Raw genomic sequence first — 25960 nt, 5'->3', positions numbered from 1 at the left:
CAGAGGTGCTCAAGAGACAGTTGTTTATCGTCAGGAATCTGTATGAGTGAATTTAAAAAACCTGGGTGCAGGCAACCAGGTTACATTGGTTGGGTTTTATTTATTTTTATGTTTCTTTTTAAGATCTTTTTTCACCCAATTAATTAATCCACCTTCAAGAAGCAATTCAATCTGACGTTTCGATAAGGTTTGTTGTACTTCCACTTCTTTGTCATTGATTTTTATTTTAAATGTCTCTTTGTCCAGAATGTCAGGCAATTTCTTGATTTCGACAATATCATTTAAGTCAATTGCATCATAATCTTTAGGATTTTTAAAAACTAAAGGTAAAATGCCGAAATTGATCAGATTTTGCCAATGAATGCGGGCAAAACTTTTAGCAATGACTATTCGTAGACCCAAATAACGGGGCGCTAAAGCTGCATGCTCTCGGCTAGAACCTTGCCCATAATTTTCTCCACCTATGATTACATGGCCTTTTTTATTTTTTTTTGCACGCTCAGCGTAGTCTGAATCGATATGAGTAAAAGTAAATTCACTAATTTTAGGAATATTACTCCGATAAGGTAGAACTTTAGCCCCAGCGGGGGAAATTTCATCCGTTGAAATATTATCCTCTACTTTGAGTAACACGGGTATTTTCAGTGAAGAAGGCAATGGTTCAAATTCAGGTAAAGTTACGATATTTGGTCCTTTCACTAATTTTATTTTTTTTGCTTCATCTAAAGGCAGGGGGCCTTCAAAGCAGGCATGATTTAAGATCCTTTTTTTGGGTATTTTTATTTTAGGATAAGGCATATCTAAAGTTGTAGGATCGGTAATTAATCCTGTTAATGCAGATGCTGCTGCAGTTTCAGGGCTACAAAGAAAAACCTTGTCTTCGTCAGTGCCTGAACGTCCGGGGAAATTTCTGGGTACGGTGCGTAAGCTGTTTTTTTCTGTTGCAGGGGCCTGCCCCATTCCAATGCATCCATTGCATCCTGCCTGATGAATGCGAGCACCTGCGTGAATCAAACTTCCTAAATGACCATCTCGTACTAATTCTTCTAAAATAGTCCGGGAAGTTGGATTAATATCAAATGACACGTTGGGGTGAACCGTTCGTCCTTTTACTATTTCGGCTGCAATCGCAAAGTCTCGATAACCAGGATTGGCTGAGGAGCCGATATAGGTTTGATAAACCTCTTGGCCTGCTATTTCGGCAACTGGAACCACATTTCCTGGGCTCGTAGGCTTCGCAATCAGTGGTATGAGATTGGATAAGTTGATTTCTGCATGTTCATCATAGGCTGTTTTTTTGTCTGCTTTTAATTCAATCCAGTCTTTTTCGCGGCCTTGACTTTGCAAGAACTCCTTGGTGATTTCATCTGAAGGAAATACTGTAGTAGTTGCTCCTAGCTCAGCGCCCATATTGGCAATCACATGGCGATCCATAGCGCTTAAGTGTTTTAAACCTTCCCCGTAATATTCAAAAATGTAGCCCACACCACCTTTTACATCATAACGACGTAACATTTCCAAAATAACATCTTTTGCACTTACCCATTTGGGCAGCGAGCCGGTTAGATGAATGCCCATAACTTTGGGCATTTTTATATACAATGGATAACCTGCTATTGCCATTGCGACTTCCAACCCTCCAGAACCAATAGCAATCATTCCCAGAGAACCCGCAGCACAGGTATGACTGTCTGATCCGGTTAGTGTTTTACCTGGTTTTCCAAAATTTTGCATATGTACCGCATGGCTGATGCCATTACCAGGCCGGCTAAAATAAAGACCAAAACGTCTTGCTGCACTTGCAAGAAAGAGATGATCATCAGGATTTTTATTGTCTTCTTGAATTAGGTTGTGGTCTACATATTGAACGGAAATTTCAGCTTGAGTTCGTTCAAGACCTATTGCTTCCAATTCAAGCATGACCAGGGTGCCTGTCGCGTCTTGACAAAGAGTTTGGTCTATTTTTAAGGCAATCTCTTTTCCTGGTTCCATTTCGCCTTCAAGAAGATGTGCTTTGATAATCTTTTCAGTAACATTCATCGCTATTTCCTCCATGAGAACAGCCTGATTGTTAAAATATAGCATAGTGGGATAAATTCATTCACAGAATAACGATTAAGGATAGCCCTGGATACTTTGTTACATCACGAAGTATGGACTAGACTTCAATGTGAAGGATCGTTTTGGAGGAATATGGCAATGAACTATGATGATCGCTATCAAGCAGGCCGTGTTCTAGTGGATTTGCTAAAGAATTATGCAAAGCGCACGGATGTCATTGTATTGGCACTACCTCGAGGAGGTGTCCCTGTAGGCTATGAAATTGCGCAGAAACTATCACTCCCGCTTGATATTTTTATTGTACGCAAGCTCGGTGTTCCTGGCCATGAAGAGTTAGCTATGGGTGCTATTGCCTCTGGAGGGATAACTGTTTTAAATGAAGAAATAGTTAACTTATTGCATATATCTACAGAATCGATTGATACAATTCAAAAATCTGAACAGGAAGAATTATTGCGGCGTGAACAGGTTTATCGTGGCAAGAAACCCTTTCCTGAGTTATCGGGGAAAACCATAATTCTTGTGGATGATGGCATTGCAACCGGTTATACCATGCGAGCAGCAATTGCCGCGTTGAAACAAAAAAAACCAGCAAAACTTATTGTCGCAATTCCAGTTGCTGCACGCTCGACCTGCGACGAAATTGCTCCATTAGTTGATGAGATCATTTGCCCAATGCGTCCGGTAAATTTTTATGCTGTAGGATTATGGTACAATGATTTTTCACAAACGACAGACGAAGAAGTGATGCAATTATTACAACAACACGAATAATCTTACGCGCAACTACATTTTATGCCGCAAGGTGGAGCGTGTTTGCACCTCAATCAGAGATAAATATTTTTCATTAATTTCATTGTATTTCTTCTCAATTTAAGTAGGGTATATTAACAATTCATCCATAGTCTACGTTTCGCGACGTGTTCGCGGGATCCAGGACATGGAGAATAAGGCGGCAATGTCTGATTATTAATCCAGATCGATCATGGATTTCGCGAACACGTCGCAGAACGTAGGTAGCAAAAAAGGGGCTAAGAGATGAATGATTTAACCAATAAAATTATTTTAATTACAGGGGCTTCCAGCGGAATTGGCCAGGCTTGTGCACGATTGTGTGCAAAGCATGGCGCTCGATTGATACTCAGTGCTCGACGTGGTGAACGCCTCGAGGTTTTGGCAAAAGAGTTGAGACAACAATATGGAGAAGAACATTACGTTTTACCTTTAGACGTATGCGACCATGAACAAGTTAAGAAACAATTAAGCTCGTTACCCAATCAATGGCGCTCTGTAGAGATCTTAATTAATAATGCAGGATTGGCATTGGATACTTTGCCTTTGCAACAGGGAATTGAAGCACATTGGGATGTCATGATTGATACCAATATTAAAGGGCTGCTTTATGTAAGTCGTACTTTGATTCCAGGTATGTTAGAACGAGGCCGTGGTCATATAGTGAATATCAGTTCTGTGGCGGGACATGAATGTTATCCAAACGGTAACGTTTATTGTGCAACAAAACATGCAGTACACGCTATTTCAAAATCGATGAGGCTGGATATGTTGGGCAGTCCGGTTCGTGTTACTGAAATCGCTCCAGGGGCAGTAGAAACTGAGTTTAGTGAAGTACGCTGGAATGATAAACAAAAAGCAAAAGAGTTTTACCAGGATTTTCAACCCTTATTGGCAGAGGATATAGCAGATGCCATTGTATATTGTATTACTCGTCCACAACATATGGATATCGAAGAAATGACGATTATGCCTACGGTGCAAGCTTCTGCAAATCATTTATTTAGAAATAAGAAATAAGTAAAGTTTGCGCAAAAAATACACACCCATGGTCTCAATGGTCTATTATTTACATATATAGGTAATGACTCTTCCTGACTGAACCATTTAATAACTTCAGATCGGGAGGTTGTTTTGGAGAGTGGTGTGCAAGCCTGTGCAGTTGATGGGAAGCCTTAAGCTCTGCATAAACCTCCACAGTGAATGATATAACAGGCTCAGAGGACGGGAAGTCGTTGCCTGTATTTCAGCAAGGAAATTAATAAAAAACAATCATTTTGATTAAAATATAATCATATTGTATACTTAATCTACCCAATTAGATTTGTAATAAGAGCCAGGAGGCTATTATGAAAAAACTAATTATTTCCGTAGTATTAAGTATTCCGTTTTTCTTAACTGCCTGGCCCGCTTTTGCGGCGTTCCCTTTGGCTCTTGAGAATCCAGCTCTAAGGACAGATGTCTCGTCCGCTAACAATAATTTATCCAAAGTAGCAAATTATGCTTATTGGCATCATGGGCACAGGTGGCATCATTGGAACAGATCGCACTGGCACAGATGGCATCACTGGCATTATTACTAATTTTTAAGATTCAGTCTATTAAGTATCAATGAATAGGAAGAGATCATGAACAGATTAATGCTTGCTGTAACGGTGTTAGGCACCATATCATTAGTAACAGGATGTGCTAGGGATCGAGTTTACTATACTCCAACCTATACTACTCCAGTTTATACTACCAAAACCTATACCAAGACTTACTATACCACTCCTGCTAAGACCAAGAAGACCTATTACCCTGCGGTGAAGACCTATTATACCCCGGGGTATTCTAAGACTTATTATACTCCAGCCTATAGTACTCCTGCTTACGTTTATAGTGTTAGTGGCTATCAAACCAGCCCTTATTGGGATATAGATTATTACAATGATAGCGATGCTTATTATTATGGCTATGACGATTTAGGTAATGTGGGTTATTGGGGTATGTATAATACGTATCAGGTTTATTAATTGAAAAACCTGCTTTCAACAGGTTCATAGAAAGATCCTCGTGGGGAGGCTGCGAGGATCCAATAAACCGCAGGTACTCAGCTTCTATCAGGGAGCGGCTGTATTTGGCACAACCTGCGCTCAAACCCAACCGTTCGAGTAAACATTAAGACGGTTGGGCGATTATTTGCCCTAGGAACATAATTTTTTAATTTTGAGTTACAGAGTTATCTGAAAATAATCTAAATTAAAATTCCTTAAACTTGAGGAATTACTCATCGTGTTATTCTTTCGCGCGAGAGACATATTCCCCTTTACGAGTATCTACTTTAATTAGCTCGCCAGTTTGTACGAATAAGGGCACACGCACTACAGCTCCGGTTTCTAAAGTGGCTGGTTTTCCACCGCCTCCAGAAGTATCACCTTTTAATCCAGGATCGGTTTCGGTAATTTCCAAAATCACAAAATTCGGTGGTGTAACTTGTATTGGCTCATTATTCCAAAGGGTGACGATACAAATATCTTGCTCTTTTAGCCATTGTGCTGCATCGGCAAGTACTTCTTTAGTCAACGCATATTGTTCAAAATTATCGGGAACCATAAAATGCCAGTGTTCGCCGTCGTTATAAAGATATTGCATTTCCATATCAACCACATCAGCAGAAGATATGGTCTCATTTGATTTGAGTGTGCGCTCTACCACTCGACCTGTTTTTAAGTTGCGAATTTTAATGCGAGTAAAGGCTTGCCCTTTTCCGGGCTTTACAAATTCACAATCGAGAATAGTACATGGGGCGTCATCAACCATTACTTTCAAGCCATTCTTTAATTCATTACTGCCATAAGTTGCCATTAGTGCTCCACAGTTGAGATTTTGCTCTGTTTTAGTTAAAGTTCGCACAGTTTATCAAGTCTGTGTAATTAATGCGAGATACCTCTTTAAGTTGGCAAAAAAATTTGGCGCAAGGTTTTGCTTCAGTTACTGAACTGTTAACTTTTCTGGAACTGCCTTCCTCTATTGGAAGTTTAGATGCTGAAAAGCAATTTCCGAGTCGTATTCCTCTAGGATTTGCCAAGCGCATGCAAAAAGGAAATCCTCGTGATCCTTTATTGCTGCAAGTTTTAGCTACTGAATCTGAATTACACGTCAAGGAAGGATTCAGTGTTGACCCCTTAGATGAGCGCAGTACTAATCCAATTCGAGGATTAATTCATAAGTATTACGGTCGTGTTTTGTTAACCCTGACCGGTGTTTGTGCGGTGAACTGTCGTTTTTGTTTTCGTAGACATTTTCCCTATCAAGATAATAATCCTGGCCGTAATGGCTTTAAAGCAATTTGTGATTATCTTGCGCAAGATACCAGTATCACAGAGGTGATTTTAAGCGGTGGAGATCCCTTGTTGGCATCTGATTTGGTACTCACTGATCTCATCAAGCAATTGGAAGATATTTCTCATCTGCATACTTTGCGTATTCATACACGAATTCCTGTGGTTTTTCCCGAAAGGATTGAGCAGGGCTTACTTTCATTATTAAAAACAACTCGATTGAACAAGGTGATTGTGCTGCATTGCAATCACGCACAGGAGCTGGATGATTCGGTGCGCCAGGTACTTAATGATTTACGGCAAATAGGATGCCATTTGCTAAATCAAACTGTTTTATTAGCAGGAATAAATGATGATGCTCATATTCTGGCTGATTTAAGCCAAGCTTTATTTGCATACGGTGTTCTACCTTATTATTTACATCGATTAGATAAAGTAGAAGGAGCGGCGCATTTTGATTTGCCTTTCACTAGAGTACAAAGTATTTATCAGCAATTACAACATCTTTTACCAGGATACTTATTGCCACGCTTAGTTTGTGAAGAGCCAGGAAAATTAAGTAAAACCCTATTAATTTAGATATACTTTTAACTGCATTTACTTTCTTTTTCGTAAAAAAATTACTGTAAAATAGCATGGGAAAATAAGCAATCCACGGCCTTGCTACAATCCTTTGGCTCCAGAAATACCTTTGAGTGTATCCTATGTTTCGGGAATATTTTGTTACCTATGTCTCAATAAGGACAATAGCCGAGGTATCGGCATCCAGCTAGCCTATCCTATAGGGTTTGCACAAGTAGGCGAATCTACGGTAATCGCTTTATAGCGTCGTTCCATTTCTTTCATTGCAAGAGTGAACTCAGGAAAAAATCGCCATCTTTCTTGTACAAAAATAGGAGTCAGATCTTTACAATTTCTCACCTTATTTACCAGCGGCTTTAAGCTTCCTAGCGTTTCCGGATCTAAGATATCTCCATTAACTTCCCTTTCTACAGATTGAAGATATTGCTCGAACTCCCATGTTAAGTAAGTAGCTCCCACATAAACAGTTTTTCCAAGTCTAGTTTCACAAGTATTTAATCGTTCGATTGTTATTTTTATAAAATTGATTATTGGCTCCATTGTATAACTATTTTTCACTGCTGGATCGGAGGAGTTCGGAGGTGCAATCTGAGGAACCGTTGAATTATTGGGCACTGCAGGAGCAAAAAAACGCAGCGATGGGGTATCCTGAGGAGCCGTTGCATGACTAGGCGCTGCGGCAGTAAAAAAACTCAACGATGGATTAATCTGAGGAATCGTTGAATTACTGGACGCTGCGGAAACGGAAGGCTCCATTGATGATTCAATCTGAGAAAAAGTCGAACTATCCTTCGTCTTAGCTTGATTCCCTATTTCTGAAAATTTTTCTCTCAAAGCTGAAATTATAGCAGCATCACCACGTTCAAACGCAATTACCAGGGAGTTACGACCAGATTTATCAACTTTCAGCAAATCAATTTTTGGATGTTTCAATAATTCTTTAACCACATCGATTTTGCCGTCTTTTATAGCTTGATGAAGTGGTAGCTCCAATTCACCCTTCTCATTCACATCAATTTTAGGGTGTTTTAGTAATTCCTGTATCATGTCGATACGATTATAATTTATGGCGAGAATCAACGCAGTGTTACGACGGATGAGGCCTGGTGAATGACTAAAATTTACATCTAAATTTTCATTTTTACATAACTCTTTCACGATATTTAGATGGCCAGAGCAAATTGCAGATTTTAAAGGCGTATCATCAAAATTACCTGGTCTAGAGATATCAATTTTATTATGATTTAATAACTCATCTACGATATCAAAGTCGCCTCTCTCTATAGCGAAAATCAATGCCGTTTTGCGTTCATTACCACCAAAAAGAGCATTGGATTTATACGTATTGATATCTATAAATGGCGACTTAAGTAGTTCATGAAAAATGTCTTTACGCCCAATTTTTACAGCAAGCGCTAAGGTACCATTTTGATTTACATTGATTTTAGATGGATGTTTTAATAATTCTTGCACCACCTCAAGATGGCCATTTGCTACCGCAGCAAATAGGGGTGAACAAAGATAACTTTTTTCTGGGGCTATTTGCGGATGATTCATGAATGCAGCCACAATCTCGGGGTAACCAAGACATGCTGCATATAATAAGGGGGTGTCCAATAGATTATTTGCTTTATTTACATTAGTTTCAGGTTGCTTTAATAATTCTTGTACTACTTCTTTATGGCCGCGCATTGCAGCAACAAGTAAAGGGGTATTATTAAAAGAATCAGTTGCATTGACGTTTTTATTTTCAATAATTGATAGGAAGGAGGCGGTCGATACAGCCTCTAATTCTTTCCAAAAACCTGAAAGTTTTTCGGCGGGCTCATCGGTAAAAACGCTCAGAGACAAATGAAATATCTCATTTTCAGTAAATGCTTTGGCTATCCTTCTTGCGGCAGTCTGGATAGAATCGCAAGTTCTTAGATCAGAATGATTAGTTAATGTCCAGGTATTGGTCTGATTATTATAAAAAACATGAATGGCATGCGTTCCGGAATCCATTACTATACCAAATGATAACTGCTCTTTTTGACTCGCTGATTGTATTTTTTCTAAAAATTGTTGCAGCGATGGCGCATTATTTAGTGTTGTATCAGAAAGAAAGAATTTTTTAGGCTCATTGAGTGGAGAAATTTCTTTATCGCTGGAAGCAATATCGTACATAAAAGATTCTAATTTTTGCGTATCTTTTTGATGAAATTTTTCTCCATATAGTTCTAAAAAATTCTGAATTTCATCAGGCTTATAGTGCATCCATACTTGGAAAAAGAACGCCTCTATGGTTAAGAGAATTTCTTCGTCTTTAGTCAATAGCGTCTTTGAGAGAATCTCTTCTTCTCTGGACGATGGCTTATTTAAAGGCTTTGAACTTAATAAGGCAGCGTGTTTTTTTGCAGCATCTAGCAAAGAAGCGAGCTGATTTGAGCCCAGGTTCTCAAGGTAATCCATCCTTTCTTTAAATTTCTCATACTGACCACATCGACGTGCTCTCTCTGCCATTAAGGCAAGTCCCACACAAACTCCCCCTTGATTGGTTGGGAAATTTAACTCAGCCATCAATTCGATAATAGAAGCCATAATTACACCTTAACTATTTACAAATATATTGGTGTAATTTTGAACAATTAAGATTAGGTTGGTATTAAATGATCTACGCAAAATTGCACAATTGATAAAATAAGAATGTTTTTTTGATACAAATAACTTTTCATAAAAATATTAGCATTGCTGGCATCGCCGAAAATAGGGAAGAGGGGGAGTAAAGATCCAGATAAATAAACGGTATCCTGAATTAACCCAGTATTTATGGATTCCTGCTCCGCCATCTAAATCTTGTGAGGATCAAAATTACGATAATAGGTTAGTATTGATACATGTCAAAGCAGCAATTCCTGAATTTATTTACTTTGATGCGCTATATGTTAAAGAATCGGTAGAAGAAAGTCATAAAACAAATGAAAGGAATATACAAAAAACTTAAAAATTTAGGGATTAATGAAAGTCTTATTAATAAGCTTAAAACTAGAAAAATTGCTATTTTTGATGATGTTTTAACTACGGGTACAACATTTTTAGTTTGTGAAGAGCCAATTAGGTAAAACCCTATTAATTTAGATATACTTTGAACTGCATTTACTTTCTTTTTCGTAAAAAAATTACTGTAAAATAGCGTTTATCCAACATGGAAAAAATTTAAGAGTAAAGAATGAAAAAATTACCTATCTTAAGCATGGGCGATTCAGTTGAAATTATTGCACCTGCGTCACGCAGTTCAGACAGTCAATTGATTGGATTAAAAGAATTATTAGAGTCTTGGGAATTAAACTGCGTTGTTCAGAAGGATATTTTTGCTCCCGATTTATTATGTGCGAATACGGATGAAATGCGTTTCGCCCACCTTAAAAATGCTCTACAGAATCCTAAAACAAAAGCCGTAATTTGTGTGCGTGGTGGTTATGGCTCCACGCGCTTAATCCCCAAATTAGCAGAAATTCATCCCCCGGATGAGGCCAAAATATTTATTGGCATAAGCGATGTCACTTGCCTTCATCTTTATTTACAACAACATTGGGGTTGGCCAACAATTCATGGTGCTGCTGCCCCTGATAAATTTTCTAAAGAGACGATTGCTGCGATGAAGTCAATTTTATTTGGGGATGCGCCGGTTCAATTTAGCGGATTAATTCCATTGAACAAGCCTGCGCAAAAAGAAGGCTTTATTAAATCCCAGGTAACTGGTGGCAACTTAGCAATAATTCAGTCAGGAGTGGGAACCTGTTGGCAAATGGATGGTCGAGACAAAATTATTTTGCTCGAAGAAATTGGTGAGCGAGGATACCGTGTTGATCGCATGCTGGAACATCTAAAGCAAGCAGGTCTCTTTTCACATGCTGCTGCAATCATATTGGGGGATTTTCTCGAGGGAAATGAACCTAATGGTTCCTCTTTAATCGAGCCAGTCTTACAACGTTTTGCTGAAAACAGCCCGATTCCAGTACTAAGAATCGCAGGAATAGGACATGGATCCATTAATTTTCCTATTCCTTTTGGAACGGAGGTGCATTTACAATTAGGTGAGAATGCCCAATTAACTTGCTTTCGCTAGGAAGGTAGTTCGGTATGAGTTCGATGGACTTATACTGGGTTACTTCTTTCAGATTACTTTTAAATTTTAGGATTTTTTAAAAATTATTTATACATCGCTGATACTTTTATCCTGAATTTTTCATGGTAGATTGAGTCTCAGACTGGCATTGATATTCTGTTGATCATAAATTTGCCTCTATGTTAAAATTACTTTCATTTATGAGGGAAAGTACTTCATTCTATGCAAGCCAACTCAGAAGAATGTGCAGATAAGTTTATTCAGGTAATGGGAAGGATGAAATGGAGAGTATTTGTCAGAACAGATAATAATGAATCTGTATATCAAAGCCATTATGAGCGATATAATGCAAGTCCTGCTTCTCATATGAATTTGATAGTTTCTGACCCTCCCAAAAATGCTTTTATTAATTCCGGTTATTTAAGTACGTTTGAATTTAATGGCAATACAGGGCTTAAGGCTACCAATTCTTATTTAAATTTTTCTAAAGTTCATTTTATTTTTATACCCGAGGTTCTTTGTGATGAAATTCATTTGACAGGAGGGACTTTCGGTTTTGAGAAAATTGACGAAATTGCTTATCCACGCCAAGTAATAGGTACTTCTTGGGATATCCCTATGCGTCATCAATATATTCCACAAACTTTTAATACTGAAGGAATGTCCATAGCATTGAAACCCGGAGATGCACGCGATAATTGTGAAGTATTGTTGGGAGGAAATTGGCAAGACTACGCCGTCTGTGTCACTTTGTCCAAGCAGCAGGCTCTGGTTCTTGCGAAAAGCAACCATACAGACGAGCGCGCGCTTTTTGCAGATTTGAAAAAATATAATCCCTATTTTGTTGTTTCCCAAACTCTTCAACAATATGAGGCAAAAATAAGGTTAGGAATAATTGCCAAACAACTGCAAGAATGGTGGAAAGAGCCAGATGTGGAGCGACAACTTTTGTGTTTTCTTTATGCGGCGACTCGGGATAAGCCTTATGTGGAGCCGACTCCTGAAATTGATGTTGGTATGCTCGCTTTGTTGCTCGATATTGCTATAAAAATAGAAGTGCTTAGGGAGAGAACTCCCTCTTTGCTAGACTATTTAAGCGTAGTGCAAAATTTATTTATCTATACAGAAACCCAGTTAATTTCCTATAGTCCAGGATTTTACAACACTGTATTAAATTTTTTAAAGAGTCAACTAAAACAATTAGTATTTTTGCATAATCTTGAAGAGATCGACTCTCTGGAAATTGAGAAAAAAATACCTAGGTTGAAATTACTTAATGAAATTTTAATTGCTGAGAAAAACTTTTGGCAATGTATTAGTGATTGTGATCGATTTAATTTTAATCCATCAGAACTAATAACAATCAAAGGTGAGCTACTTACTTTAATTAAAAGCTCTTATGCCGATAACTCATTCCTTTCAGAAGAAAAATTAGACGTTAAACTCGGAAAAATATCCGAAGCTTCAAAACAGATAAAAGCAAGATTAGCTGAATTTTTAGATAGAGATTACATTCTAAACAGTGGACTACAATTATTGGCCCACACGAAATTCAGTCAAGCGAAAGGACAATCATTTATTTATTGCATGGGTGAGTGGTTTAATGTATGGGCCAGGAGAATTTCTGGAATTTCCTTTTCACCTCAAGTATTACATCAGCAGGCAAAATGCTGTGAGCAGATAAAAAATAATTTAATCTTGTTACAAGAATTCTACGATACATACAAAAATGGCCAATTCGTGAATAAAAATTTTCTAAATGAATTTGATAAGCAGGTTATTGATACAATTAATGAAGTTAAGAGCGTATTAGAACCCCCTTCATTGGATATTGGTCGATATCTATCTGAAAGAACAACGCAGCTAGTCGCTTTAATGGGTACACAGATTACTCAACGAGGAGGCACTTTTTACATAGCACCTATAACGAGGCACTTGGACTGTTTAAATAGCATTCGAAAACCTGAGTCTGCGGTGTCAGTATATAGAGTCAAATAGCAGCAGCTCCTGTGTGTCCCCATAGTAATTCGTGATATTCGCTAGGGGATGAAGAGGCAAAATGAATTGAAAAGATGATAATCGCTAAATAACCTGCTCCTCATCTTGATAGAGCTTAATAAGTTTTTCCTGGGCACAATTATTTCCTTGAGTTACAGGCTTATAGCTGCCATCACTTTGCATTTCCCATGTGTTACTGTTGTCTTTGAGATAGTTTTTAATGATTTCTTGTTTGATTCGTTTTTTGCAATTTTCATCAAGAATTGGAAACATAATTTCAATACGATGGTACAAATTTCTTTCCATGAGATCAGCACTAGAACAAAAATAATATTCTTCTTCATGAAGGCGGAAGTAGAATACCCGATGATGTTCTAGAAATCGTCCAATATAGGAAAGCACGCGTATATTTTCTGAAATACCAGGTATTCCAGGTTTGAGGCAACATACGCCACGCACAAGCAAATTTATTTTAACTCCTGCTTGTGACGCTTTATATAAAGCTTGAATTATAGTTTTATCAGCTAATCCATTTACTTTGAGGAGAATTTCTGTGTCTCCTTTTTTTAATGCGGCAGCAGTGCATTGTTCAATATATTGCAACAGCGTTTTTTGTAACGTAAAAGGTGAGTGGCTTAACGCTTTGAGTTTAACTACTTTGCCAAGGCCGGTTAACTGTTGAAAAATGATTTGAATATCGGAGGTGATAGTAGGCTCACAAGTTAATAAACCTAAATCAGTGTAACGTTTTGCGGTGTATTCATGATAGTTTCCCGTACTTAAATGTACGTAACGTTTTAGTTTCCCGTGAGCGCGTCTGACCACCAGGGTCATTTTGGCATGAGTTTTATACCCTACAACACCATACAGCACTAGAATTCCTGCGGCATGCAAACGATTTGCCAATTTCAGATTGGATTCTTCATCAAAACGAGCCCTTAATTCAATAACGGCAGTAACCTCTTTCCCTGAATGAGCAGCATCCACTAAAGCGTCAACCATTACTGATTGCGAGCGAGTACGATATAAAGTTTGACTAATCGCCAGGACATTGGGATCACTCGCAGCCTGTCTTACAAAATCAATAACTACTTCAAAGCTTTGATAAGGGTGATGGAGTAGAATATCTTGTTCGTCAATGACATTAAATAAATTACGTTCTGACTTGGGAAAGTGGGGATACTGCGCTATAAAAGGTGGGTAATTCAAATCCGGTCGATCAATGCTGTTAATCGCCGTTAAATGGCGTTGAATGTTAACTGGTCCATCACAATAATAAGTATCTTCATGACGTAAATGGTATTTTTGCAATAAAAAATCAACAATTTTTTCTGGGCAATTCTTTTCAATTTCGAGTCGAACTACATGACCATAATGACGGGAAAAAATCTCGCGTTGTACGGCTTTGGCCAAATCATCAATTTCTTCTTCCCGCAAAAACAGATCGCTATTTCGAGTAAGACGAAAAGAATAACAGCCGCTAATCTCCATTCCCGGGAATAAACTATTGACATGGGTAGTAATAATTGAGGAGAGATGAACAAAATAATGAGCATCGCCACATAATTCTGAAGGCAAATGAATAACCCTGGGAATCGATCTTGGCGCATGTACTACTGCATAATTAATGTTTCGATCAAAAGCATCTTTACCACTTAAAGAAATAATAAAGTTTAAGCTTTTATTAATCAGTTGCGGTAACGGATGCGCCAAATCAAGAGCAATTGGGCTAATGACGGGTTGAATCTCATGTTTAAAATAGTGCTTTGCCCATAAGTGGATGTCGTCGGTCCATTTGTCGGTATCAAGAAAGTGAATATTTTCCTTACCCAATGCCGGGAGAAGTTGTTTATTAAATATGGAGTACAGTTGATCTATGAGCTTATGTGTTTTTTGGCTGATCTGACTAAATGCTTCATCAGGACGTAAACCATCAATCGTTAATTTTCCTGAAGAGAGAGCAATTTTTTCTTTAAGCCCTGCAACGCGTATTTCAAAAAATTCATCAAGGTTACTGCTGCAGATACTAAGAAAACGCATTCTCTCTAGTAAAGGCACACGTTCATCATTAGCCAACATAAGAACTCTCTGGTTAAATGCAATAATAGAAAATTCTCGATTGATATAATATTCTGGATTATCCAACACAGTTTCCAAGGGAGTAACTCCATTTATTTTTTATATAGTAGGGGGCATGTTACTATTTTAGACCTTAACGAACCAGAAAAAAACACACGGCTATAAAACCTATAAAACCATAAAAGGGTGATAAATTCCAAAAAGTTAAAGCGAGAAAAAATACAAAACAACACAATGCAATTGGAATAGAAAAATACATACCAACGACACCTTGAGCAACTGAATAACTGGCTGCAGCAAGTAACGCCAATGCACCATATTGTACGCCAATCATTATTTTTCGCATTCCAGGTCCATTATGACTGGTCAGCCATTGATAACCTGCTATGGCCATTAATAATCCTGGTAAATTAAGACTAAGAACAGCAAGAACCAAACCAGTCATTCCGGCGGCTTTATATCCTATAAGGGCAGATAATTTGACTCCGGTTAATCCTGGAAAAATAAAAGTTGAACCAACCATGGCAATAAATTCTTCTTGTCCAATCCACTGTCGATATTCAACCGCCTCATATTCCAATAGTTTTAACATGGAATTACCTCCTCCCAGGGAAATAAGACCAATTTTTCCAAAGCTTAGAATAATCGCGAACAGGGTATTTATCATAATTGCAGTAAATTTTTCAGGAAAGTTACATATTCGCAGGAAATGGGCTCATCCAGCAAGTGCTTGGAAATCATCTCTACGAGACGCAGGGACCTTCCTTCAATACATACGCTAAAATAAATTTTTTGGCGTACTTCAAGACGGGCAAGCTCAATTTTCACTTTGGGCTTTGTTGGACATTTATAGATAAGTGCGTCTTTTTTAACGGAAACTTCGATACCTTCTTGTTCAACCTGTTGCATTATCTCCTGTAACTCTGGAGGAGTGGGTTGGTCTTGAGTTCGTTCAAGGATTATTTTGGGCCCATAACCAACAGCATGGTTTGTTTGTTTGAGTAATGGCTTATAAAGCAACTGATCTCGGCGTTTCTTGATGTTGTAGTTTTGATTAAGCAGCAAATAATAATCGTCTTCCCGATGTTTCTGTTTATAATTCGCTAATTCGAGTAATGAATTATCAATTGTATTTAAAATAATCGGTTCATTATCCGACCAAAAATAACGAATCTCCCATTTTAATTGTTCGTCTTTTTTATCCACCAAATCAGCTAAGGGTAAGCTTGCTTTTGGGGTAAATTCGAAATTCCAGGCTAGGCGTTGGTTCGTACTCAATTGCTACTCACAAAATAAAGAGTATATACTACAGCTTTATTATGCAAAGCAAGGGAAGGTATTGATATTATGGCTATTCTGTTCTTTTTAGTATATTTGATATTTACCCTAATTGTTCTTTATAGGGCAATGAACCCATTAGTTTGGGAATTGGGAAGTGTCTTTTATTTAATTGTAGCTACATTTGCTATTGGCTTACCTTGGGTTATTGGCTTTTTACTCTGGCTTGTGATTATTGCGGCCTTGCTCGTAGTGTATCTCGAACCCTTACGTACAGTGATTGCGGATTATCTTTATAAGAAAGCCGGTAAGTCGATCCCTAAGTTGTCAAAAACCGAAGAAGAGGCGCTTAATGCAGGTGATACCTGGTTAGAACAAGATATTTTTACCGGGAAACCAGATTGGGAGCGATTAGCGAACGTCTATACGGAGCTTACTGGCGAAGAACAATTATTTCTTAAGAATGAAACCCATACCTTATGCAGCATGATTGATGAGTGGGAAATTAGCCAAACACGTGATTTACCTGAACAGGTTTGGACGTACATGAAGGAAAATGGATTTTTTGGTTTGGTGATCCCTAAAGAATATGGGGGTAAGGGATTTTCAGCGCGCGCACACTCTGATGTAGTCATGAAAATATCCAGTCGTTCAGGTGTTGCTGCAGTAACTGTTATGGTACCTAATTCATTGGGTCCTGGTGAATTAATCAATTATTATGGTACAGAGGAACAAAAAAATCATTATCTGCCCCGTCTTGCAAAAGGCATTGATATTCCCTGTTTTGCCTTAACTGAACCTGGTGCAGGCAGTGATGCAACCTCCATTCAATCAACTGCGATCGTCATGAAGAAGAAAGTTGATGGGAAAATGGTACTCGGATTGAACATTACTTTAGACAAACGTTGGATTACTTTAGCGCCAGTAGCAACGTTGATTGGTCTTGCAGTCAATGTGAAAGATCCCGATGGCTTATTGCAGGGGGAAGGCGAAGAAGGGATTACTTGTGTGTTGATTCCACGCGATACCAAAAATCTGGAAATTGGCAACCGCCATTTACCTTCTGATCAACCGTTTATGAATGGAACTATTCGTGGGAAAGATATTTTTGTGCCCATAACAACAGTGATTGGTGGTCAGAAACGAATAGGTAGTGGATGGCAAATGTTGGTTGAATGCCTCTCCATTGGCCGTTCGATTTCTTTACCTGCACTTGGCGCTGGTTCTTCCTCTTCTTGCTATCTCGCAACCAGTGCTTTTGCGCGTGCACGCTGCCAATTTAATGTAGAAATTGGTCAATTTGAAGGAATTGAAGAAAAACTTGCAGAGATCGCGGGTTTAAATTATTTAATTAATGCAAATCGATTACTGACGGTTGCTGCTGTAAATGAGCATAAAAAGCCTTCCGTAGCTTCTGCAATTGCTAAATATTTTAATACTGAACTGGCACGATCAGTGGTTAATGCATCTATGGATGTGCATGCAGGACGTGCTGTAGTAGTGGGACCACGGAATTATTTAACTAATTTTTATAACGGGGTTCCTATTTCCATTACGGTGGAAGGGGCAAATGTAATGTCACGAAACTTGTTAATTTTTGGCCAAGGCTCGATGGCATGCCACCCATACATACGTCATGAGTTTTACGCTATTTCCAACCAGGATAAAACAGCTTTTAGAGAAGTTATCTGGAAACATATCCAATATTTCATGCAAAATTTTGCCAAAGCAATTTGTTCTGGATGGACTGGTGGACTATTTATTAGTGCACCCAAGCAAAAAATGAAACGTGAGTACAAACGGCTGGCACGCCTGAGTCACGCTTATGCCTGGCTTGCAGATTTATCTTTGATTGTGTTGGGAGGCGATTTAAAACGCAAAGAACGCCTCTCAGCACGTCTTGCTGATGGAATGTCTTATCTTTACATGGCAATGGCCGTTTTACGTAATGTGCAATTGAATAATGAAAATCCTGATGATTTATTACATGCTCGATGGGCAGTGTCCTATTGTTTTTATCACGCACAAAAAGCAATGATCGCATTGTGTTATAACTTCCCCTCCAGATTTTTGGGTGGGCTCGCCCGTATATTGGCATTTCCTTTGGGGCAGACTATGCGCTATCCCACCGATAAGTTAGAGCAAAAATTAGCGCGTTTGATGACCACAAATAATCAATATCGTAATCGGTTGAAGGATATCGTGTACCTAAGCGGTGATCCCAAGCAACCAATAGATAGAGTGGAGCATGCCTTACAGCAAATCATTCAAACAGACGATCTTATCAAAAAGACAGGTGACTTAAGACGCGTTAAATTTGGTAAATTAAAGGATAAATTAAAAGAGAAGGTTGAAAAAAATGAATTAACCCAACAGGAAATGGATGCGTTACTTGCAACGGAAGCTGCACGATGGGATGCCATTTTAGTTGATGAGTTCACTTTTGAGTCCATGAAAAAGCAATCGTTTAACTCAGTGATTGATGAGATTAAATCACCATTTATGCATGGAGATGCTTCTTCTTAGAAGCACTCCCATAATGGCGGAGGTTTTTTAGTCTTGGAAGTGTGTGGTGTCTTTCAGGGGCGATAGCAAAAGGATACAATTTGTTTATTTTCTTGTATTTTACAAACTTTTAACGGGTAAGCTAAAAAGCTGTTTTCCCGTACACAACGTCAGTTTGCTATAATAAAGTCAATACATTAAGACGAATTCGTGAGAGAGATTAATTTATGTCTGAAGAACATTCACCTGAAGTATACGATGAAACTGGAGTAGCATCTCCCGAAAAATATAAGAAAAAAGCGTTGCCACCGAGAGAAGATCTTTTAAAAGCAATGCAAACTGCGGAAAAGTCAGCGAAATCGGCACGATATTTAAGGCAACAAGTTCATCAAATCGTTGAAAACTCAATACTCTTGAATAAAAATCCAGAGTCACAAGCGCTTGCACAACAAGTACTAAAAGCAGTAGATGAGTTTACTCAATTTGTGGAATATAAATTTTCTCAAGAATCACAAACTTGGTCTGGTAAACCGCCTAAATCTTCCTTCGATCAAATGCAGACTAAAATTGCAGAAAAAGCCAGTGCTACGCTATCTGAAAAGAATGTTCCAAGTATCCGATTCGATTATGGGATCAGCAAAGAGGGGCATTTTGTTCGTGGATATGGTCCGACTGAGAAAGGGGCTCCTCCATTAGAAGATGAAACAATTGATTCTTTAGACCGCTTGTTTAACGCATGGTTAGCTAATAATCATCAAGTAATCACTAGAGACGGTTTTTTCTTTAAGAATGAAAAGGGAGTAGAAAGAAAACTGACTGGAGATGAAGTAGAAGCGTTAATGGCAGATTCCGCTAAAGAATTTAAGGAATATTTGAAGAAGAGTGGGGTTGAATCCGAACTCGTATCTCGACAACGCGAATACCCAGGGGAACATCGATTGGAAGAAACCAAGAAAGCTGCTGCTCAGAAAGCTGTAGAAAGGGTAATTGAAGAAGCTGAAAGGGAAGAAGAAAGACCAGAACCAGAACAACCTCAAAATGTTGGGCCTGGTTAATCGGCATTTTTTCACGAGCGGCTTTTAGTACATGTAATGATGCATACATTATCCTGGTGCAGCGAAAGCAAAATTAGCCTTGGGCATTAAAGGTTTCGCTTGCACTATGTATACATTGCTCAATTTAAATTTTATTCACGGCGTGCAGTCTCTCTAGAGTTCCTATATCAAACCAGAGGCCGTCATAAACACTGGCGGTTACTTTATTTTGTGCGGCATATTGGCGAATTAAAGGCGCGACTGAATAGCGGCCTTGCATGCAGTGGGTAAATACCTCTGGATGATAGCAGCAAATTCCTGCAAGAGTATATTCTGGATTCGTATTACTTAATTGTGTGTGATTGATTAGCCCAAAGTCGCCATGATGATTAAGAGCAGGATTTTTATTTACTAAAATCACATGAATCGAATCAACATGTTCAAGGTGTATTTGCGAAAAATCAAAATCCGTATAGATATCAGCATTGACGGTAATAAAGGGTTTACCCCCTAACAGCGGTAGTGCGTTTACGATGCCGCCGCCTGTTTCTAGTCCTCCAGGAGGTTCCGGTGAGTAACAAATTTCAATTCCCCAACGTGTCCCATTGCCTAAATGCTGGCGGATTTGGCCTCCAAGATAAGCATGATTAACCACTAATCGTTCAAAGCCAGCTTTTGCCAAATTCATTACATGATGTTCTATTAAAGGCTTTTCTTTAACCATACACAGAGCTTTTGGTGTGACTTCGGTAAGCGGCTTCAAGCGGTCACCGCGCCCGGCGGCTAATATCATTGCAGTTTTCATGGCAGATAAACTCTCAATTGCAGAAATTGGAAAAATGGGCGTAATTCTTCATAAATTTCTGTACATTCAAGTACATATTTTAAGGTCAAAGGTAAATCTTTAAGATATGCCGGTTTATTATCCCGTAAATGCAAACGACAAAAAATTCCTAAAACCTTTAAATGTCTTTGTAAGCCGCACAGATCAAATGCACGGATAAATTCAGCCAAAGAATAATCTTTAGTTAAAGGACTTTGAGTATAAAAAAATTCAACCCATTCCAAAATCTTATGCCGTGGCCAGGAAATATAACAATCTTTAAGTAAAGAAACCAAATCATAAGCGAGAGGGCCGCGCATTGCGTCTTGAAAATCAATAACTCCCAAAGTGGATTCTGTTTGGTTTTGTGCAAGCATCAGATTGCGAGAGTGATAATCACGGTGAATAAAGGTTAATGGCTGCTGTGCTACTTCTGTGGCAATCCATTCCATAGTGTGTTGGACTAAATCGCATTCATTCTGATTGAGTTTCAAGGCAAGATATGCATTAAAAAACCATTCAAGACATAAATTCATTTCTTTAAGCATATGGGTTTTATCAAATGATGCGAGCAACGGATCATTAATTGCGCACGTCTGAATTTTAAATAAAGTTCTTATGGCATCATGATAATGATTATCCACTGTTTCAGAATGAAGCGCATTCAAAAGAAGTTGATCCCCTAAATCACTTAATAATAAGAATCCATTTTCTAAATTCATCGCGAGAATTTTGGGAGTATGAACCTCCGCTTTCTCCAGCATTTGCGCAATATGTATAAAAGAATTGAGATCTTCTTTTCCAGGAGGTGCATCCATGATAACTCGAGTGAGTCCGTTGTATTGAAGACGAAAATATTTCCTAAAACTGGCATCTCCAGCCAAAGGAGCCAACTGAAAATCTTGCAGTTTTAGTGTATCAATTAACCATTCTTTCAGTGCGTTTTCTCGTGCATGCATGGTATACTTCCCCATCATTATTTTGGTTGTAACTTAATAGCTAAGATCACTTCCCCCGAGAGAATAAAGAAGTGTTGCGGATGAGCCTTATCGCAACAAACTCATGCGGGCATGGCGATCAAAAGTAATTCGTTACATATTTTTTTGTGCATAATAAGGCATTTTATTATCCGTGAACAAGATTTCATTCAAATGGTTCTTGATGAGCATCGTTACCCCCCTACTTATTTTGCTCATGGTAATTTATCATGCGTTGGCTTACTCTGCCTCTTTGATTGATGAACCAGTTCAAGCGTGTGTTATCGCACGTGATGTTGATTTAACGGATGATGTAAGAGCAAAGTTTGCCCAATGTTTGGGATGGCAAGCAGATCAAACTTCTCCTATTTGCCTTGGATCATACCAACCGCTCACGGTGGCGCCTCTGGCTTCCCCTGATGAAATAAGGATTATGGCTGATCGTGTTTCTTTTTATCAAGACAAACCGTCATCGTTGAAGGGACATGTAGAAATCCAGCAAAACCAGAGAATAGTCAATGCACAAACTGCATATGTGTATCGAGATCCCAAAAGCAAGCAAATTACAAAAATTGAGTTCCTAGGTAATGTGCGTTATCTGGAACCTGATAAGTTATTGATTGCTCGTAAGGCTACGATTAACCCTCAGAATAAATCGGGTCAAACTGAAGATGTAATCTATCGGTTTAATACCAATAAACGAACTGCAGTATTGCCTGCATGGGGAAGGGCTGGTTTAATGCAGCGCTTTCCTAATTCGGATTACTTGTTGCGCCAGGCGACTTACACCACCTGTGCTCCACAAGATAAAGCCTGGGATCTTGAGGCTAAATCAATTGTTATTGATAATAAGAAAAAAATGGGGGTTGCCAGAAATGTTACGTTGCGCATTCGCGAACGCCCCGTTCTTTATGTGCCCTATTTGAGTTTTCCTACAACCAAAGAACGTAAATCCGGCTTTTTAATGCCTTTAGCTGGATACTCTAATGTAGGTGGTTTTGATTTAGGACTTCCTTATTATTGGAATATTGCACCAAACTATGATTTGACTTTAACTCCCCATCTTTATACAAAGCGTAATGTGATGTTAGGTGGTGAGTTTCGGTATTTAACTGCGAACAGTGCCGGAATAATTGTTGGAAACTTTTTGCCGGATGATGCTGCTTATCGAAATTTTTTGAACAGCCATGCGGAGCAATTTCCTTCCTTTAAAGATAAATCAACAAATCGATGGCTTTATGGCGCTCTTAATACGACACAATTTACTCCCAATTTACGATTAAATGTGAATGTTCAACAAGTTTCTGATGATTATTATTTCCAGGATTTTAGTTCCAATTTGGCACTGATTACTCAAAGACAATTATTGCGTCAAGCAGATTTAACCTATTCCACAGAGCATTGGACTTTTAGAGGCATGGCTCAAAGTTTTCAAACCTTACACCCAATTAATGAGACACCTATTGCTGATCAATATGAGCGTTTGCCGCAATTGTATGCTCATGGCTACTATTATGAATTGCCCGCAGAGGCTAATTTAAATATAACAGGGCAATACGATCAGTTTTTTTGGCCAACATCAACGTTGCAGGATCCGATAATAGCAATGCTCCCAGGGGTGATCCCGGGAGTGGAAATGCCCCAAGGCCCCCGATTCCATTTTAATCCGGTACTTTCTTTACCCCAGCGAACTAATTGGGGATTTATTACCCCATCAGCAGAATTTGTAGAAAACTATTATCAGGTTCGAAACGATTGGCATGATACGCACACTGAATATAATCGCTTTATTCCGCGTTTCAGCACTCATGCTGGTTTATTCTTCGATCGTAATTTTAATTGGAAGGGAGGCTCGTATACACAAACTTTAGAGCCCAGCTTATTTTATTTGTATGTACCTTTTTATGATCAAAGCCGGTTGCCTATCTATGATACTGCTAATATGATTTTTAATTTTGATCAACTTTTTAGAACCAATCGTTTTTCAGGGTTTGATCGAATTGGTGATGCCAATCAATTAACTTATGCATTGACTTCTCGTTGGTTGTCTAATGAAACGGGTGCTGAGCGTGCCAGTTTTTCTATTGGTCAAATCAAATATTTTACGAATAGAAACGTACAGCTGTGTCGTAGCTTAACTGGTTCTTGTATTGCAAATCCTTTGGAAATCGGACAATTGTCTCCATTTTATGGTGTTTCACCTATAGCTTCGCGAGCGGTTTATCATTTCAACCCTGCCTTGAAAATTCTGGGTGATTATGTATGGGATCCTGCCACCTCTGGGACAAACAATGGTGGTTTGAATTTACATTATCAACCGAAACCCAATGCAATTATTAATGTGGGTTACAGCTACTTAGTTAATGGAGATGTGACAAAAGTTAGGAATGATGCAGGAGTAGATAATTCGTTGCACCAAGGATTAATTTCTGTTTCTTGGCCAATAAGTGATCGATGGAGCACCATTGGTGCATACAGCCATAACATTAGTAAAGATTACAGTATGATGTCTTTATTAGGGATACAATATGATAGTTGTTGTTGGGCAGCACGAATTTTAGGAGGAAGAACTTTTAAGAGTTTAAATGCTGAATTCTCGCCTCAATATAATAACAATATCTATTTGCAAATTTTATTAAAAGGCTTAGGATCAGTAGCAAATAGTGATCCTGGAAGTGTATTGAATACTTATATTCCAGGATATGAAGATCCATTTCGTCGTTAAACCAAATAATGGTATAAAGTGAAGCGAAGTCGCTTGTGTTTTGGATAAAAATAACCTAAATTGCTCGAAAAAAGTAATAAGGATTAAGGCATGTATAAAAAAATAACCCTTGTATGCATATTGTTTGCTGCCATTGGGGGAGCAGAAGCAAAACAATTATTGGATAAGGTAGTAGCGGTCGTTAATAATGGAGTGATCACCGCAAGTGAACTTAACAAGCAGGTCGAATTAACAAAAAAACAAATTATCGCACAAAAAATGCAAGTTCCAGCGGATTCGGTATTACGCAAGCAAGTACTGCAGCATTTAATTGATGTGAATGTGCAATTGCAAATGGCAAAACAACATGGTCTTACTGTAGATGATACCGAATTAAATCAGGCAATTGAAAAAATAGCAGCAGTAAACCATGCCACTCTGACTCAATTACGTGAAGAAATTGTCAGACAAGGAATGACTTGGGAAGAATACAGAGAAAATATTCGTAAAGAGATGCTCCTTTCTAACCTACAACAAAAAGCAGTTGGAAGAGATGCGGCTGTTACGAATGAGCAAGTTGAGCAATACCTCAAAACCGAAGGAGCGATAGTCGATCGTTCTGCGCTCACCTATCATCTGCAAAATATAGTTATTCCACTAAGCGAAGAACCTACATCTGAAGAAGTAAAAAAAGCGAAAAGCAAAGCAGAGTCTTTATTAGTAAAGATAAAAAAAGGTGAGGACTTTAGTCGTTTGGCTATAGAAAATTCCAGTGGTGAATTTGCATTAGAAGGCGGTGATTTAGGTGACCGCCATTTAGCAGAGTTACCCGAATTATTTGCGAAGGAAGTAGTGAATATGAAAGTGGGACAAGTCTCTGCCCCCCTACGTGCAGGCAATGGATTTCAGTTAATTAAATTGGTATCTATTGGCGGTGACAATCAACACCATGTCATTACTAAAACTCATGTTCGTCATATTCTTTTAAAACCTGATCCAAGCATGCTTCCTGAAGATTCAAAGAGACAGGTGAACAATATTTATCTGCAATTAAAGGCGGGTAAGGATTTTGCACTCATGGCAAAACAATATTCCTTGGATTCTGCCAGCGCTGTTAAAGGTGGTGATTTGGGTTGGGTCTCACCTGGAGTGTTAGTTCCTGATTTCGAGAAAGTTATGGATAAACTGGCTGTAAATGAAATTAGTCCTCCTGTAAAATCACAATTTGGTTGGCATATTATTCAAGTGCTCGGCCGTAAGAAAGAAGATGATTCAGAAGCTTTTAAAAAGCAGCAGGTACGACAATTTTTACAACAACGGAAGTTTGCTGAAGCAGTACAAAATTGGCAGCAACATATACGTTCAGATGCATATGTTAATATTGTTGATAAGGAACTGGCGTGAAGCCACTTCTTGTTAGCAGCGGAGAGCCAGCAGGAGTTGGTCCTGATTTATGTCTGGCTCTCGCAAAATATGATTTCCCCTTGGTGATATTAGGGGATCAGGCGGTACTAGAAGCTAGAGCAAAAGAATTAAACTGCGCGATTAATTTTATTCCATACCAAAGCGGACAAGATATCAAACCGAAACATGATCATTTAACCGTACTTTCAGTAACTTGTCCTCATCCAGTCCAGAGCGGTTGTCTTAATCCCCAAAATGCCGTATATGTTATTGAACTTTTAAACCAGGCAGC

The 25960-nt window shown here is 38.5% G+C and carries 20 protein-coding genes (1 of these 20 only partly in view); 12 read left to right on the top strand and 8 right to left on the bottom strand.

Annotation, left to right across the window (positions count from 1 at the left end; translation table 11 throughout):
* Nucleotides 1-96: 96 nt before the first annotated feature.
* A complete protein-coding gene (locus DY223_RS14520; RefSeq protein WP_058458585.1) occupies nt 97-2040 on the bottom strand; it encodes an aconitate hydratase in 1944 nt (647 codons plus the stop codon).
* Nucleotides 2041-2199: 159 nt separating this feature from the next.
* Between DY223_RS14520 and DY223_RS14515 the strand changes: the two genes are divergently transcribed.
* The 3 genes from DY223_RS14515 to DY223_RS19535 all read left to right on the top strand — a co-directional run bounded on the left by DY223_RS14515 (nt 2200) and on the right by DY223_RS19535 (nt 4868).
* A complete protein-coding gene (locus tag DY223_RS14515; RefSeq protein ID WP_058458592.1) occupies nt 2200-2835 on the top strand; it encodes a phosphoribosyltransferase in 636 nt (211 codons plus the stop codon).
* Between the two features lie 264 nt (nt 2836-3099).
* Nucleotides 3100-3873: an SDR family NAD(P)-dependent oxidoreductase gene (locus DY223_RS14510; RefSeq protein WP_058458584.1), complete on the top strand. Its 774-nt coding sequence runs from the start codon at nt 3100-3102 to the stop codon at nt 3871-3873.
* 608 nt (nt 3874-4481) lie between these two features.
* Complete coding sequence (locus tag DY223_RS19535) at nt 4482-4868, top strand: hypothetical protein (RefSeq protein ID WP_058458583.1); 387 nt, start codon at nt 4482-4484, stop codon at nt 4866-4868.
* A gap of 262 nt (nt 4869-5130) precedes the next feature.
* Here the strand turns inward: DY223_RS19535 and efp are convergent, their stop codons facing one another.
* A complete protein-coding gene (gene efp, locus DY223_RS14500; RefSeq protein ID WP_058458582.1) occupies nt 5131-5700 on the bottom strand; it encodes an elongation factor P in 570 nt (189 codons plus the stop codon).
* 71 nt (nt 5701-5771) lie between these two features.
* Between efp and epmB the strand changes: the two genes are divergently transcribed.
* Complete coding sequence (epmB, locus tag DY223_RS14495; RefSeq protein WP_058458581.1) at nt 5772-6755, top strand: EF-P beta-lysylation protein EpmB; 984 nt, start codon at nt 5772-5774, stop codon at nt 6753-6755.
* Nucleotides 6756-6950: 195 nt separating this feature from the next.
* On the opposite strand, the gene DY223_RS14490 is transcribed toward epmB, so the two are convergent.
* The gene (locus DY223_RS14490; RefSeq protein WP_058458580.1) at nt 6951-9338 is read right to left on the bottom strand and encodes an ankyrin repeat domain-containing protein; all 2388 of its coding nucleotides are present in this window, start codon (nt 9336-9338) and stop codon (nt 6951-6953) included.
* A 377-nt stretch (nt 9339-9715) separates the two neighbouring features.
* On the opposite strand from DY223_RS14490, the gene DY223_RS19130 reads away from it, so the two are divergent.
* The 3 genes from DY223_RS19130 (at nt 9716) to DY223_RS14475 (ending at nt 12864) form a co-directional block, all read left to right on the top strand.
* Nucleotides 9716-9859 (top strand): hypothetical protein, encoded by a 144-nt coding sequence (locus DY223_RS19130; protein WP_160116287.1) that lies wholly within the window; start codon nt 9716-9718, stop codon nt 9857-9859.
* A gap of 107 nt (nt 9860-9966) precedes the next feature.
* Nucleotides 9967-10866 (top strand): S66 peptidase family protein, encoded by a 900-nt coding sequence (locus DY223_RS14480; RefSeq protein ID WP_058458578.1) that lies wholly within the window; start codon nt 9967-9969, stop codon nt 10864-10866.
* Between the two features lie 222 nt (nt 10867-11088).
* Nucleotides 11089-12864 (top strand): hypothetical protein, encoded by a 1776-nt coding sequence (locus tag DY223_RS14475; RefSeq protein ID WP_058458577.1) that lies wholly within the window; start codon nt 11089-11091, stop codon nt 12862-12864.
* An 84-nt stretch (nt 12865-12948) separates the two neighbouring features.
* Here the strand turns inward: DY223_RS14475 and ppk1 are convergent, their stop codons facing one another.
* The 3 genes from ppk1 to DY223_RS14460 are packed head-to-tail and all read right to left on the bottom strand — an operon-like array spanning nt 12949 to nt 16221.
* Nucleotides 12949-15021, bottom strand: coding sequence for a polyphosphate kinase 1 (gene ppk1, locus DY223_RS14470; protein ID WP_058458576.1), 2073 nt, complete (start codon nt 15019-15021; stop codon nt 12949-12951).
* A 55-nt stretch (nt 15022-15076) separates the two neighbouring features.
* A complete protein-coding gene (locus DY223_RS14465) occupies nt 15077-15610 on the bottom strand; it encodes a chromate transporter (RefSeq protein ID WP_058458575.1) in 534 nt (177 codons plus the stop codon).
* Entirely contained in the window at nt 15607-16221 is a 615-nt protein-coding gene (locus DY223_RS14460) for a hypothetical protein (RefSeq protein ID WP_058458574.1), read from the bottom strand. The genes DY223_RS14465 and DY223_RS14460 overlap by 4 nt, the downstream gene beginning before the upstream one ends.
* 69 nt (nt 16222-16290) lie before the next feature.
* Between DY223_RS14460 and DY223_RS14455 the strand changes: the two genes are divergently transcribed.
* Nucleotides 16291-18747 carry an acyl-CoA dehydrogenase gene (locus DY223_RS14455; protein ID WP_058458573.1) on the top strand — a complete coding sequence of 819 codons (2457 nt, stop codon included), beginning with the start codon at nt 16291-16293 and terminating at the stop codon, nt 18745-18747.
* A 206-nt stretch (nt 18748-18953) separates the two neighbouring features.
* A complete protein-coding gene (locus DY223_RS14450; protein WP_058458572.1) occupies nt 18954-19781 on the top strand; it encodes a hypothetical protein in 828 nt (275 codons plus the stop codon).
* Nucleotides 19782-19905: 124 nt separating this feature from the next.
* Here the strand turns inward: DY223_RS14450 and murU are convergent, their stop codons facing one another.
* Nucleotides 19906-20565, bottom strand: coding sequence for an N-acetylmuramate alpha-1-phosphate uridylyltransferase MurU (gene murU, locus DY223_RS14445; RefSeq protein ID WP_058458571.1), 660 nt, complete (start codon nt 20563-20565; stop codon nt 19906-19908).
* Complete coding sequence (locus DY223_RS14440; RefSeq protein ID WP_058458570.1) at nt 20562-21542, bottom strand: aminoglycoside phosphotransferase family protein; 981 nt, start codon at nt 21540-21542, stop codon at nt 20562-20564. The genes murU and DY223_RS14440 overlap by 4 nt, the downstream gene beginning before the upstream one ends.
* 202 nt (nt 21543-21744) lie before the next feature.
* Between DY223_RS14440 and DY223_RS14435 the strand changes: the two genes are divergently transcribed.
* The 3 genes from DY223_RS14435 to pdxA form a co-directional block, all read left to right on the top strand.
* On the top strand, nt 21745-24285 hold the full coding sequence (locus tag DY223_RS14435; protein WP_058458569.1) for an LPS-assembly protein LptD: 2541 nt from the start codon (nt 21745-21747) through the stop codon (nt 24283-24285).
* A 90-nt stretch (nt 24286-24375) separates the two neighbouring features.
* Complete coding sequence (locus DY223_RS14430) at nt 24376-25668, top strand: peptidylprolyl isomerase (protein ID WP_058458568.1); 1293 nt, start codon at nt 24376-24378, stop codon at nt 25666-25668.
* Nucleotides 25665-25960, top strand: partial view of a 4-hydroxythreonine-4-phosphate dehydrogenase PdxA gene (gene pdxA / locus DY223_RS14425; protein ID WP_058458567.1) — the 5' end (the start) only. 679 nt of this gene lie beyond the right edge of the window; the window shows 296 of its 975 coding nt (coding positions 1-296); its start codon is at nt 25665-25667; its stop codon lies off the right edge, out of view. The genes DY223_RS14430 and pdxA overlap by 4 nt, the downstream gene beginning before the upstream one ends.

Origin of the sequence: Legionella bozemanae, from assembly GCF_900450575.1 — a bacterium.
In the GTDB taxonomy this organism is placed as follows: domain Bacteria; phylum Pseudomonadota; class Gammaproteobacteria; order Legionellales; family Legionellaceae; genus Legionella; species Legionella bozemanae.
Note: the sequence above shows the minus strand (reverse complement) of the source record. Positions and strands in the feature narration are given on the sequence as shown.